Genomic DNA, 12672 nt, shown 5'->3' on the forward strand with positions numbered 1-12672 from the left:
CCGTGACGCGACTACAGCAGACTGCCGCTCAACCGCACGGTGTCCGGCCCGTCCTGCGAGGACGGGGCGGTCGACACGAGCGCGACGGGCACGTCCTCCGGCGGCGTGAAGTCCTCTTCGGGCCGGATCCGCGGCGGCGTGGCGGCCCAGGGCTTGAGGGTCTGCACGACCTCCTCGTAGAAGCCCGTCACGGCCCCGAGCACGGAGTCGACGAAGGAGTTCCGCCCGCTGCCGCGCTTGGTGCCCATGGGGCCGGACTGCTCGATCCGGAAGCTCCGGATCTCCTTCCGCGGGTCGACGAGCAGCACACCGGGGTTGTCGCGGACGAACGTGAGCAGCTCGGAGGCGCCCGCACCGCGCCCGTGCAGCGCGAAGGCCTCCAGGCGCAGCGAGCCGGGGGCGTCCTTGAGCTGCCGGATCAGCCAGTTGACCCGCGTGGTCAGCCTGCCCTCCTTCGGCGCGTCCAGGTCCACGTGGCAGAGCACCCGCCCGGCCCGCAGGTCGGCGACGACCTGCACCGTGCCGACGGTGCCGGGGATCTGCACGCCGCCGGAGAGCCGTCCCTCGTCCACCAGTTGCGCGACCTGCTTGGTCACGCGGCCCTGCGGGTCCGCCAGTTCCTTGCGCGACAGCGCGGGCGTCACCTCGGTGCCCAACCGCCGTCCGAGCTGGAGGCAGGCGAACCGGACCAGCGCGTCGAACCGCAGCGCGATCTCCGAGGCGCTCTTGTCGGTGGGCCGCAGCGTCCCCGCGGCGACGGCTTCCCGCACGGGCACCCACGAGGGCCCCATGTCGTCGAACTCCATGGCCCCCGACCGGGGGTGCTCCAGGTACCGGATCAGCTCCCCGAGCACCCACGCCTGATCGGGGTCGGCGACCCCGCGGTGCTCCTTCTGCATGACGGCCTCACCGAGCACCTCGGTCCAGGACCAGTGGTGCAGGGCCACCTTCCGCAACTTCCGCCGGTCGACGGCGGTCGGGTGCTGCCCCGGCATGGCCGGGATCTCGTTGGAGATGGTGATCAGCGCGTCGAACCCGAACTCCCTGGCGACGTCCAGGTAGTTCTCCAACTGCTCCTTCTGCAACGCGTTGGTCCCGGTCTTCACCTCGACCAGAGCGGTCCAGGACCGCTGCCCCCGAACGACCCGGATGAGCCCGTCCGGGATCACCTTCCGCCCGTCCAGCTCGAAGGGCACCTCGATGAACGTCCGCACAGCAGCGGCGGGCGCCCCGAGCGGCTGCGTCAGGGCCCGCCCGAACTCGCGCACGGCCGACATCACCGCCAACAGCGCCGAGGTGGCCCGTCGTTCCTGCTCATCAGCACCGTTGATGCCCGAGGTGGGAATCAGCCGAGCGGCGTGCCAGCTCTCCTCAGACGACAACGTCCACCTCGCCACCAGTCGGTTCGGCCATCACCGCATTGGTCGCGAAGGATCAAATGTTCGTTACCGAGAACCAGCACAAACCCCACCCGCTCCGACACGAGGCACACAAACCCAGCCCACCACGACCTGCGGGGGACACCTCGCAAACCAGCGCAACAAACACACCGCCAGCACCTCAAACCAAGACGCCGCCCCCGCAGCCACAGCACACCGCACAACCCACAACGACCACGACCCACCCAAAGCACCAACACCCCACCTCAAGCGGAAGCACGCACCAGTGGCGACACCCAGACTCCCCCCGCCACCCCGATCCGAAGCGCCCTCAGCTTTGATCTTGGTTTGTCAAGGCATCTTTCCCGCCTTGACAAACCAAGATCAAAGCTAGAGACAATGACGCGAACGGGGTGACGCGCACGGCCCACCAACCCACCACCACCACCAAGCCACCAACCCCACAGCCAGCGACCCGCAACCAGCACTGACGACCAAGGCCGTCCCCCACCACCCCGTGACCCACGCCTGGGACCCCACACCCAGCAGCGGACGAGGGCCGTTGGTAAGCGCGGGGATGGCCAACCGGAACGTCATCCGGGAGCCGACGCAGTAGCCGACGACCCGACCGGGACAGACGTCCTTGACCGCGCACCGGCACAGCCGCCTTCAGCGGTGCGGTGCTCGGCGCTGTCGCCGGCCACCACCGGTGAGGCGCGGTGACGGTGAGGTCGCGGCGGACGAGGCCGTCGTGGACCGGCTGACCGGCCTTGCCCGTCGCGTGCGCGTTCCTTGCCGAACGCTCCACCAGCCCATGACCGAGCAGATCCGCCATCGACCGCCCGACCCCGCGCACTTCATCGACGAGGAACCGCTAGCCGAACCCCGGAACCCCCAGGGGGCAGGGCTTGGACACAGCCACGTCCTCCCAGCTCACCGCCACGGCAAGCCGACTCAGACGTCACCGATCCGTGCGGCGGCAGAACCCGCGACCAGACACCGCCCTACCCCACCGCCCTACCCACCGCCCAGCGAGCAACCCTCACCGAACAGGCCGGGTGGGCGGATCGGGCTTGGAGATCATCCGGGTGACCGGCCCCTCCTTGCTGATCCCAGCGTTGGCCAACCACCCGCTCAACTCCCCACGAATAGCCGCCAACGAAGGCCGACGCCCCGGATCCGCGTCCAACGCCGACACCAACAAGCGGTGGTGAGCACTCCGCACCGGCAGCTTCACGTTCGGCTCCCCCTGAGCCGCGGCCATCAGAGAGGAGATCGGATTGTCCCGAGTGCCCCGAGGCGGGTGCCCGGTCAGCGCGTAGCTGACCGTCGCGGCCAGCTGCCAGGCGTCGGAAGCCGGGCTGGCGGCGTCACCGCGGGCCGTCTCCGGGGCGAGGAAGTCGGGTGTCCCGACCATCATCCCGGCAGCGGTCAGCGTGCTGTCGCCCTTGGACCGGGCGATGCCGAAGTCGATCAGGTGGGCGGTGCCCTCCGTGTCGACGATGACGTTGGACGGCTTCACGTCGCGGTGCAGCACACCGCGGTCGTGGGCGGCGGCCAGCGCGTCGGCCATGTTGACCCACAGCCGCGCGGCGAGCGTGTCCGCGAGCAGGCCGCTGTTCAGGACCACGTCGGACAGCGGGTCACCGTCGATGTACTCCATGACGATGGCGAGCCCGTCCGGGTCCTGCACGATGTCGAACACCCGCACGCAGTTCGGGTGCCGCACGGCGGCCAGTGCCCGCGCTTCGCGGAGCATGCGCTGCTCGGTGTCCGAGTCGGGCGCGTGGGCGAGCTTCACCGCGACGGTGCGGTCGAGCTGGGTGTCGACCGCGAGCCAGACGGTGCCGAACCCACCCCGTCCGAGCTGCCGCACGCGGCGGAACCGGCCGCTGGCCGGGTTCCAGACCTTGTCCTGGCCCGCGGTGGCGGGGTTCGACGTCGAGGCGGCGGCAGCCGCCGCTCCCGGTCCGAACGGCAGCGGCCCCGGCGTGTCGGCGAGCTTCGACAGCGGCTGGGGCTGGGACTGCGGGTGCTCGACGCGCGTCGGCGGCGACACCTGGGGCGTCTCCACCCTGGTGGGCCGGGGCGGCTGGGGTGGCTGCGCCTGCGGCTGCTCGACCCGAGTGGGCGCGGGGTCCTTGCGCGGCACCTCGGCGACCCGCGTGGGCGGGTACTGGCGGGGTGGCGGCTTCTGGACGGGCTGCTGCACCGGCTGCGACTGCGGCGAGGGCGACTGGTGCGGCTGGTAGGGAGGCGGCGAGCCCGCCGGTCGGTACGGCGGGAGCTGGGCGGGCTGGTACGGCGGGGGCTTCTGCGGCCCCTTCTGCGGCCCCTGGTGAGGCGGCGGGGGCACGCGGTTGGCCGCGGCCTGCGGAGCCTCGTTGTTGCCGCGATCACGTCCGGGGCGGTTCAGCATGGCCGTAGTCAACCCGAAGATGCGCACGACGAATGAGCCGATCAGCGCAATCGGGAAGAATCCGAGGAGCAGATGGCCCACCAGCGTCACCGGCAGCAACGACGTGGCCACCAGGAGCACCAGGAACGGGGGCCAGAAGACCCGGCGGGGCCAGTTCGGGCCGAGCCGGAACGCCGACCCGGCCTGCATCATCACGAACAGCAGGCACAGCAGCGCGAGCACCGCCGTGATGCCGCCCGCGACCAGGAACGCGACCCGCGTGCCACCGGGGTCGCTGATGATCGTGCCGATCGACCGCGCGCCCACCAGGTAGTCGAACTGCGTGAACGCGCCGCACGGCGTGTCGTCCAGCGACTGCGTGCCGCTGACCGTGCGGCGGCGCAGCGCGCTGTCCGCACCGGAGAACAGCAGCCACGGCAGCACCAGCGTGCTGCTCACCCCGAGCGCCGCGAACAGCGCACCGGCCACCGGGCCGTAGGAGTTGCCCACGACCCGTCGCACGGTGATCGCCAGCAGCGCGGCGATCGTCGGCAGCAGGCCCGCGACGGCACCCAGCGCCGTGACGCTCCACGCCCAGTCGCCGGGGCAGAGCGGCAGTGCCCAGCCGTGCAGCCATTCGAGCAAGGACTCGGCCAGCCCCACGACCTCCACCACCCCTCTCGACAACCCCCACCCTATGCGGGCGGCGGTTCACCAGTGGCCGCTCGGTCGGAAATTCACCAGCGGGTCGTAACGAAAGATCCGACACCGAACAGGTCCTCAATGGACGCTGCGCACCTGATCAGGCAGGCCGCGACCAGGCGCCGCACCACCCGCACCCCGGCCGACCACCGGTTTCGCCACAGCGAGAAGGCCCACACCGTGCAACCTGCACGGCCGTCCCGCTATCGGAACATTCGAAGCCCGACCCGCCAACGGGCAAAAGTCCCCCAGGGTGAAACGGATCGAGCACGAATCGACCAAGCACGAAAAGTCCGTTTCCAAACACTCCGACGGACGACTCGAACCGCGACAGGGCACTCCCCCGACCAATGCCCCGCGCCCACGGCACCACGCACCCACCGGCATCCGGTGATCCCCACCGGCCAGATCCCGCTCCGCACGCCGATCGCCGAACCACAACATCACATAACAACGTTACAGAACTAACGCGCGGCCCCGCCGACACCAACCCACCCGTTCCCCACCACCTTCGACCGAACCCCGGCCGACCCCCCACAAGCGACGTCCTGTTAGGACAACCAGCGGGCGCCTCGAAACGCAAAAGGCCCAAACCGCGCGGGTTTGGGCCTTCTTTGCGTGGAGCTGCGGGGAATCGAACCCCGGACCTTCTCGATGCGAACGAGACGCGCTACCAACTGCGCTACAGCCCCTCGTTGTCGTGCGAGAGAAGCATATCAGTAGCGCGGGGGTGGTTTCGCCACCCCCCTCTATTCGCCCGCGGCCCGGCGATACCGCAGGTACTGGGGGCCTTCGAGCTCCACGAACACCGGGTCCTCGTCGTCCGCCTCGACCACGATGGTGCCGGGTCGGGTGCGGTGCTGGAACCGCGGTCGCGGGGCCAGTCCGGTCTCCTCGTGCTCCTCCTGCGCCTCGGCTTCGGGCGCGGTCGCCTGCTCGGCGGCCCGCGACTGCTCGGCCTGGGGCCGGGCAGCCGGGGTCGGGGCCGCGCGACGACGGGCCTGGGCGAGCCGGGCCTGGCGGCGGGCGCGGATGTCCTCCTCGATGCGGACCTGGCGGCGCAGGTACACGAGGTAGCCGACGAGGGCCAGGTCGACCGCGGCGTGACCCCACCAGACAACGGGGTAGAGGATGCCCGCGACCAGGCCGGTCACCACGGCGGCGATCAGCATGGACGCGACGACCCTGCGGCGGAACGCGTAGCGGGCCTGGGCCACGATGCGCGCGGTCTCGGCGTCGAAGCCGCCCCTGCCGGGTCGGTACGGGCGGTGCACGACGTCGTCGTCGAGGTACTCGTCGTAGTCGTCGTCGAAGTCGGCCTCGAACTCGTCGATGAGTTCGTCGTCGTCGGCGTCAGGCATGGCGTGCTCCTCTTCCATGCTGCCGCGCGTGCTCCCCGCTCGCGTGTTCCGGGCGTCCGAGTCCGCGGTGCGAGCAACTTCCGTGCGCTTGCGGGCGACCATCGGGACGAGGACGACCAGCCAGGCAACTACTAGCCCGACGATGATCAACGAACTGGGCATCCCCGTCACCTCCCCCTGCCAGCAAGCGGAACGCGTCGTGCGTTCGCCACGCTAGTCACAACAGTCACACCTGTGTCGGAGGCTCGCCGGGTGCGGTACGTACGAAGGTGTGCTTTATCACCCACTTTTGGGTGAGCCCTTTACGGCAGTTGGACGCTGTGCTCAGGGGATCTGGGCGCTGCCCCCGGCGACCAATCGGCGCACCAGGCCTTCCGGGGACGCCTCTTCGCTCGTCATCGCGAAGCAGCAGTGGTCGCGCCAGGCGTGCGCGACGTCGAGGTAGCGCTGGAACAGCCCCTCCTCGCGGAACCCGGCCTTGCCGAGGACGCGCAGGCTGGCGGCGTTCTCGGGCCGCACGGTGGCTTCCAGGCGGTGCAGTCCGGCCTCGCCGAAGCAGTGGTCGACGACGAGCGCGAGCGCGGCGGTGGCCACGCCTCCCCCGGCGCGGTCCGCGGCGACCCAGTAGCCGACCCACGCCGAGCGCAGCGAGCCGCGGACGATGTTGCCGACGGTGATCTGACCAGCCAGTTCGTCGTCAACGGTGATCACGAACGGCAGCGCTTGGCCGCGCCGGGCGAGCGCTCGGAGCGAGGACCACTGCGCGGGCCACGACAGCACCGAGTTGCGCTCGTGCCAGCCGTCGGCGGCGGTGGGTTCCCAGTTCTCCAGGTAGGAGCGGTCGCGGAGCCGGATGCGGCTCCACGCGCCGCCGTCGAACAGCTTGGGCGGTCGCAGGGCGACGACGCCCGCCCGCACCCGCAGCGGGCCGAGCTTCGCAGGCCAGCCGGGGTGCCTGCTGGACTCCAGGTGGAACGAGGCGCTCATCCGCGCTGGGCGAGGAAGCTGACGAACACTTCCTGGCCTACCGCGACATCGGTGACGTCCTCTTCGAGCATGATCAGGCAGTTCGCCTCGGCCAGCGACGCGAGCAGGTGCGAGCCGGACGTGCCGAGGGGCTGGACCAGGTACTCGCCGTTCTCGGCGTCGCGCAGGAGCTGGCCGCGCAGGAAGCCGCGGCGGCCCTTGGTGGACGTCAGCGGCGACAGCAGCCGGGCCGCGACCGCGCGGCGGTACGGGTTGCGCTTGCCGAGCGCGGCCCTGATCAGGGGCCTCACCAGCACCTCGAACACGACGAGCGCGCTCATCGGGTTCGCGGGCAGCAGGAACGTCGGCACGGCGTCGGGGCCGAGCCGCCCGAACCCCTGCGCGGAGCCGGGGTGCATGGCGACGCGCGTGACGTCCAGGTCGCCGAGGTCGGCCAGCGCGGCCCGCACCTCGTCGCCCACGACGCCGCCGACGCCACCGGCCACCACGACGATCTCGGACAGCAGCAGCCTGCCCTCGACGACCTCGCGCAGCCTGCGCGGGTCGGCGGACTGGATGCCGACCCTGCTGACCTCGGCGCCCGCGTCGCGGGCGGCGGCGGCCAGCGCGTAGGAGTTCACGTCGTAGACCTGGCCCTGGCCGGGCGTGCGGTCGACGTCGACCAGCTCCTCCCCGACCGAGATCACCGAGACCCTCGGCCGGGGGTGGACGAGCACCTTGTTGCGGCCGACGGCGGCCAGCAGTCCGACCTGGGCCGAGCCGATGGACGCGCCGCGGCGGACCGCGATGTCGCCGGTCTGCACGTCCTCGCCGGTCCGCCGGACGAACGCGGCGGACGGCACCGGGCGCTGCACGGTCACCTTGGCCTGGTGGCCGTCGGTGTACCCGAGCGGCACGACGGCGTCGGCCAGCGTGGGCAGCGGCGCACCGGTCGCGACCCGGACCGCCTGGCCCGGTTGCAGCCTGCGCGGCTGCCGCGACCCGGCCGGGATCTCGCCGACCACGGGGAGCTGCACCGACTGCTCACCGGCGCCCTGCACGTCCACGCTGCGCACCGCGTAGCCGTCGACGGCGGCCTGGTCGAAACCCGGCAACGCGCGTTCCGCGACGACTTCCTCGGCGCAGAGCAACCCCTGCGACTCGGAGATCGCGACCCGCACCGGGGCCGGCCGCACCGCGGCGGCGATCACCCTGGCGAGCTGCTCGTCCACTGACCTCATCGTTGAACCCCGCTCAAGAGTTGTCGAGGCGTTCCCGCAACCACTCCCCAAGCTCGGGCCCGTAGTCGGGATGCTCGAGTGCGAAGTCAACCGCAGCTCGGAGGAATCCTCCCGGATTGCCCAAGTCGTGTCGTCCGCCGCGGTGGACGACGACGTGGACCGGATGACCCTCGGAGATGAGCAGGGCAATGGCATCCGTGAGCTGGAGCTCGCCGCCCGCGCCCGGTTCGATGCGCTTCAACGCGTCGAAGATCGCCCGATCGAGCAAGTAGCGACCGGCCGCGGCGAACGTCGACGGCGCGTCCTCGGCCTTCGGCTTCTCGACCATGCCGACGACCTCCTTCACGTCGTCGTCGCCGGTGTCGCGGACGTCGAACACGCCGTAGGCGGAGATCTGCTCGCGCGGGATGTCGAACGCGCACAGCACCGTGCCGCCGTGCTCCTGGCGGACGGCGGCCATGCGGGCCAGCACGCCGGTCGGCAGCACGAGGTCGTCCGGCAGCAGCACGGCGACGGCCTCGTCCTCGCCGGTCAGGTTGCCCTCGGCGCAGCCGACGGCGTGGCCGAGGCCCAGCGCCCGCTCCTGGATCGCCGTCTCGACGGTCTCGAACAGCTGCTCGGCGCGGCGGACCTTGGCGGCCAGCTCGTGCTTGCCCCGGCCTTCGAGCGTGGCCTCCAGCTCGGGCTGCGGGCGGAAGTACTCGGCGACGGCGTCCTTGCCGGGCGACGTCACGATGATCAGCCTGGTGGCGCCCGCCTCGGCCGCCTCGCCCGCGACGTACTCGATGCCGGGGGTGTCGACGACGGGCAGCAGCTCCTTGGGCACCGCCTTCGTCGTGGGCAGGAAGCGGGTCCCGAGACCGGCTGCGGGCACGATTGCGGTGCGGAAGGCGCGAGTCGAGCTCATGGTGGACGAGCGTAGTGCCGTACCTAGGGTTACCTCCCATGACGTCCGATCAACTCGAACGGAAGACGGCAGAACGCGGTCGCCTGCTGGCGGCCCGCCGGGCCGTGCCCGCCGCCGAACGGGCGCTCGACGCCGCCGCGCTGGCGGCGGGGGTGCTCGACGTGGTCGCGGAGTTCGACGTCGCCGCTGGTGGGACGGTGTGCGCGTACCTCGCGGTCGGGTCGGAACCCGGTTCGGTCGAGCTGCTCGACGTGCTGCGGGCGGCCGGGTTCCGGGTGCTCCTGCCGATCGTGGTCGGCGCGGCACCACTCGAGTGGGCTGAGTACACGGGTGAACACGCTCTGCGACCGGGCCCGCACGGACTGCGCGAGCCGACCGGCGAGCCGCTGGGCCCGTCCGCGCTGGCGTCGGCGGCGTTGGTGCTGGTCCCGGCGTTGGCGGTGGACCGGCGCGGGACGCGGATCGGCAAGGGCGGCGGGCACTACGACCGGTCGCTGCCGGGGGTGGACGCGCCGCTGGTCGCCGTGGTCCGGGACGCCGAGGTGGTCGACGACCTGCCCGTCGAGCCGCACGACGTGCGGATGACCGCCGTCCTCACCCCGTCGGGCCTGCTCGTCGTGTGACGTTCAACCAACTTGTTTGCGCGCCACGACCCGACAGGCGCATGATGCAGTATTGGCACTCGTTGTGTCCGAGTGCCAACTCCGGATGAAGCTCGTGGAGGGCAAGTGCCGACCTACCAGTACGCCTGCACCGAGTGCGACCACCGCTTCGACGCGGTGCAGTCGTTCACCGACTCGGCCCTGTCCGAGTGCCCGGAGTGCCACGGCAGGCTGCGCAAGCTCTACGGCAACGTGGGCGTCGTGTTCAAGGGCAGCGGTTTCTACCGCACCGACAGCCGTTCGGGCGGCAGCGCGTCGACGCCCGCCGCGGCAGGCACGCCCGCGGCGACCGAGACGAAGCCGTCCACTCCCAGCACTCCCAGCACCACTCCGGCGAGCACGCCCGCGAAGGCCGCTTCCTGAGCTGAGTTGTCCACAGGCCCCCGAGTTGTCCACAGCTCGGGGGTTCGTGCTTTTCCAAGGCCGTCACCAGCCCTAACGTCGAAGTGTGCCCCTCCACCTCCTGTCCGGACTGCGCAAGGCGGCGGCCCTCGTGCTGGCGCTGCTCGCCGTCGGGTTCGCCCTCTGGCCCTCCCGGCCACCCGCCGCCGCGGTCGTCGCCGCGCACGACCTCGCGCCCGGTGTCGTGCTCACCTCGGCCGACCTGCGGCTCGCGCCGCTGGCGGAGAGACCGTCAGGGGTCGCGGAGTCGGTCGACGCCGTGGTCGGGCAGGCGCTCACGGGCGCGGCCAGGGCCGGTGAGCCGATCACCGACGTCAGGCTGACCTCGGCCGACCCGGACGCGACCTCCGTGGCCGTGCGGCTGGCCGACGCCGGGGTCGCCGAACTGCTGAGACCGGGCGGCCGGGTCGACGTGGTCGGCGCGGACGCCGAGGTCCTGGCGGAGGGCGCGACGGTGCTGGCGGTGCGGGAGGTGAAACCGGACCGACTCGTGGTGTTGGGCTTGAGCAGGAAGAATGCGACACGCGTAGCGGCGGTGTCACTGGAACGGCCATTGGCCGTTACCCTCCGCTAACCCCTGCTCGTCCCCACATCTTCTAGGAGTTGGCTGTGCTCAAGGGTTTCAAGGACTTCCTGATGCGCGGCAACGTCATCGACCTGGCCGTGGCCGTGGTCATCGGCGCTGCGTTCACGTCCATCGTCACGGCGTTCACGTCGAACTTCATCAACCCGATCGTCGCGGCCGTCGGCGGCAGCAACGTCAACGGCTTCGCGTACAAGCTGATCGAGGCGAACGAGAAGACGCTGATCGACTTCGGCGCGATCATCACCGCGATCATCAACTTCGCGATCGTCGCCGCGGTCGTCTACTTCATCCTGGTGCTGCCCATGAACAAGATCAAGGAGCGTCGCGAGCGCGGCAAGGAGGTCGGCCCGTCCGAGCCCACGGACACCGAGCTGCTGAAGGAGATCCGCGACCTGCTGGCGGCTCAGCAGCGCCGGGGCTGAGCCGGGTCCGGGGCGGTCCGCTCGCCGGGTTCGTGGCCGGCGCAGCCGACCCCGCCGGCCAGAGCGGCCGGGAGAGCGGGCCATCTCCGCGCGGTTCGTTCGAGCGGACCGGTGGGTGCTCGACCGCGTGACGGTCGATCATCGCGCGTGGCGCACGGACCAGGGAAGGTGTCCCCGTGAGGTCCTCAAGCCGCTGCCCCGCTCGGAGCGGGCTCGGGGTGCCGGTAGTCCGTCCTGGCGCTGGAGCCGCGGATGACCGGGGCGATCCCGGCACCGGTGGCCAGGTGCCAATCCGGAGGCGTCGCCGACTTCGAGCAGGATCCGGGCGGCGGTTCAGACCCGATGCCGAGCACGGAGATCAGGATCCCGGCACGGGGTGCGCGGCGCGTGTCCTCTCGACCTCGCCGGCGATCTGCGTGCGTTGTGCCGCAACGGTTGTCACGCTGTCCGCCGGGTTGGGCAGCACGGTGCCTGCCGTGCCCGGAACCGCGACGGTCCGCTCGGCGAGAGCCAGGGCCGCCCGGTGCACCCCGCGCCCGCACGGCTGAGGAGCGTCCGCCGCGCCGTGCGGCGTCAGCCCGGTGGAGGGCGTCCTCGGGCGGGGCGCGACGCCACCCGGCTGGACCGCGATCGCCAGGCGAACAACCCCGCGCAGCATCGTGCTGGTACGCCTTCGCCGGGACCAACGCACCGCCACCACGCCGAAGCCGTCCGGCGCCTCGAACGCCGCCCGGCCCGCAAGCCCTACCGATCCGAGGGAAGCACCACACCAGACCGCTGGGCGACCACCACGGCCATCGAGACCTGCTCGGAGGTCGTCGTGTCCCTACCGGCGGTACACCGGGTCCGGTGCCCCCGGACCACGGGTTCGACCGAGGGGGTCAGCCGCCGTGGTGCGGCGGGCGGTTCTCCCGGTACCAGGACTCGCGGTCGGCGTCGCCCTGGTCGGGGCCGCGTTCGTCGGACGTGGTGTCCGGCAGGACGTCGCCGAACACCTCGGCCAGGCGACGCCGCCGCGCCGCTTCCGCGGCGACGGCGTCGTCCTCCAGGTGGTCGGTCATGCCTCGTCGAGGCCCGAGAGCTGTTCGATGACGTACGGCACGAGGGTGGAGAGCGTGGCCATGCCGTCGCGGACCGCCGCCCGTGAACCCGCGAGGTTCACGACCAGGGTGCTGCCCGAGACGCCCACGAGGCCGCGGGAGATGCCCGCGTCCACGGCGCCCGCCGCCAGGCCCGAGCCGCGGAGCGCTTCGGCGATGCCGGGGATCGGGCGGTCGAGCACGCCCTGGGTGGCGTCGGGGGTGACGTCACGCGGGGACACGCCGGTGCCGCCCACCGTGACCACGAGGTCGACGCCGCCGATGACCGCGGTGTTGAGGGCGGCGCGGATGTCGACCACCTCGCCCTCGACCGCGACTGTCGCGTCGACGATGAAACCTGCCTCTTCGAGCAGTTCGGTGACCAGTGGTCCCGTGCTGTTGTCGTGCTCACCGTGCGCCACCCGGTCGTCCACGATCACGACGAGGGCGCGGCCGAGGCGCTGCGCGCTGCGTTCCATGCGGACAACCGTAGCCAATGGCCGGATCTGACGGTTCCATGACGTGTCGCTCCGGGACCGGGTGTCGCGGCCCCCGCGGTCCTAACGT

The 12672-nt window shown here is 71.5% G+C and carries 12 protein-coding genes and 1 tRNA gene; 4 read left to right on the forward strand and 9 right to left on the reverse strand.

Features of this window, described 5'->3' with window-relative positions:
* Positions 1-11: 11 nt before the first annotated feature.
* The 7 genes from AC156L_RS35185 to AC156L_RS35215 form a co-directional block, all read right to left on the reverse strand.
* On the reverse strand, positions 12-1382 hold the full coding sequence (locus tag AC156L_RS35185) for a hypothetical protein (RefSeq protein ID WP_330883577.1): 1371 nt from the start codon (positions 1380-1382) through the stop codon (positions 12-14).
* Between the two features lie 1039 nt (positions 1383-2421).
* On the reverse strand, positions 2422-4452 hold the full coding sequence (locus tag AC156L_RS35190; protein WP_330883575.1) for a serine/threonine-protein kinase: 2031 nt from the start codon (positions 4450-4452) through the stop codon (positions 2422-2424).
* Between the two features lie 646 nt (positions 4453-5098).
* Positions 5099-5171: transfer RNA gene (locus AC156L_RS35195), tRNA-Ala, on the reverse strand.
* A 57-nt stretch (positions 5172-5228) separates the two neighbouring features.
* A complete protein-coding gene (sepX, locus tag AC156L_RS35200; RefSeq protein WP_330883573.1) occupies positions 5229-6002 on the reverse strand; it encodes a divisome protein SepX/GlpR in 774 nt (257 codons plus the stop codon).
* A gap of 162 nt (positions 6003-6164) precedes the next feature.
* On the reverse strand, positions 6165-6827 hold the full coding sequence (locus AC156L_RS35205) for a GNAT family N-acetyltransferase (protein WP_330883571.1): 663 nt from the start codon (positions 6825-6827) through the stop codon (positions 6165-6167).
* Positions 6824-8047: a molybdotransferase-like divisome protein Glp gene (glp, locus tag AC156L_RS35210; RefSeq protein WP_330883569.1), complete on the reverse strand. Its 1224-nt coding sequence runs from the start codon at positions 8045-8047 to the stop codon at positions 6824-6826. Before glp ends, AC156L_RS35205 begins: the two co-directional genes overlap by 4 nt.
* 13 nt (positions 8048-8060) lie before the next feature.
* Positions 8061-8954, reverse strand: coding sequence for a UTP--glucose-1-phosphate uridylyltransferase (locus AC156L_RS35215; protein ID WP_330883567.1), 894 nt, complete (start codon positions 8952-8954; stop codon positions 8061-8063).
* A 38-nt stretch (positions 8955-8992) separates the two neighbouring features.
* Here AC156L_RS35215 and AC156L_RS35220 point away from each other — a divergent pair, with 38 nt between their 5' ends.
* From AC156L_RS35220 to mscL, 4 genes are all read left to right on the forward strand, one after another.
* Complete coding sequence (locus AC156L_RS35220) at positions 8993-9577, forward strand: 5-formyltetrahydrofolate cyclo-ligase (protein ID WP_330883565.1); 585 nt, start codon at positions 8993-8995, stop codon at positions 9575-9577.
* 105 nt (positions 9578-9682) lie between these two features.
* Entirely contained in the window at positions 9683-9979 is a 297-nt protein-coding gene (locus tag AC156L_RS35225) for an FmdB family zinc ribbon protein (RefSeq protein WP_330883563.1), read from the forward strand.
* A gap of 85 nt (positions 9980-10064) precedes the next feature.
* Positions 10065-10592, forward strand: a complete 528-nt coding sequence (locus AC156L_RS35230; RefSeq protein WP_330883561.1) for an SAF domain-containing protein — start codon at positions 10065-10067, stop codon at positions 10590-10592.
* A 35-nt stretch (positions 10593-10627) separates the two neighbouring features.
* Positions 10628-11026: a large conductance mechanosensitive channel protein MscL gene (gene mscL, locus AC156L_RS35235; RefSeq protein ID WP_330883559.1), complete on the forward strand. Its 399-nt coding sequence runs from the start codon at positions 10628-10630 to the stop codon at positions 11024-11026.
* Between the two features lie 881 nt (positions 11027-11907).
* On the opposite strand, the gene AC156L_RS35240 is transcribed toward mscL, so the two are convergent.
* Together AC156L_RS35240 and AC156L_RS35245 are read right to left on the reverse strand one after the other, a co-directional pair.
* The gene (locus tag AC156L_RS35240) at positions 11908-12087 is read right to left on the reverse strand and encodes a hypothetical protein (protein WP_330883557.1); all 180 of its coding nucleotides are present in this window, start codon (positions 12085-12087) and stop codon (positions 11908-11910) included.
* The gene (locus tag AC156L_RS35245) at positions 12084-12584 is read right to left on the reverse strand and encodes a MogA/MoaB family molybdenum cofactor biosynthesis protein (protein ID WP_106185590.1); all 501 of its coding nucleotides are present in this window, start codon (positions 12582-12584) and stop codon (positions 12084-12086) included. The genes AC156L_RS35240 and AC156L_RS35245 overlap by 4 nt, the downstream gene beginning before the upstream one ends.
* Positions 12585-12672 lie beyond the last annotated feature (88 nt).

It is taken from the genome of Umezawaea sp., assembly GCF_057122925.1.

What these genes read in the sequence shown, in the direction of transcription:
- glp (WP_330883569.1), bottom strand. Translation starts at nt 8,047, where the DNA reads ATGAGGTCAGTGGACGAGCAGCTCGCCAGGGTGATCGCCGCCGCGGTG.
- AC156L_RS35215 (WP_330883567.1), bottom strand. Translation starts at nt 8,954, where the DNA reads ATGAGCTCGACTCGCGCCTTCCGCACCGCAATCGTGCCCGCAGCCGGT.
- sepX (WP_330883573.1), bottom strand. Translation starts at nt 6,002, where the DNA reads ATGCCCAGTTCGTTGATCATCGTCGGGCTAGTAGTTGCCTGGCTGGTC.
- AC156L_RS35240 (WP_330883557.1), bottom strand. Translation starts at nt 12,087, where the DNA reads ATGACCGACCACCTGGAGGACGACGCCGTCGCCGCGGAAGCGGCGCGG.
- AC156L_RS35245 (WP_106185590.1), bottom strand. Translation starts at nt 12,584, where the DNA reads ATGGAACGCAGCGCGCAGCGCCTCGGCCGCGCCCTCGTCGTGATCGTG.
- AC156L_RS35220 (WP_330883565.1), top strand. Translation starts at nt 8,993, where the DNA reads ATGACGTCCGATCAACTCGAACGGAAGACGGCAGAACGCGGTCGCCTG.
- AC156L_RS35205 (WP_330883571.1), bottom strand. Translation starts at nt 6,827, where the DNA reads ATGAGCGCCTCGTTCCACCTGGAGTCCAGCAGGCACCCCGGCTGGCCT.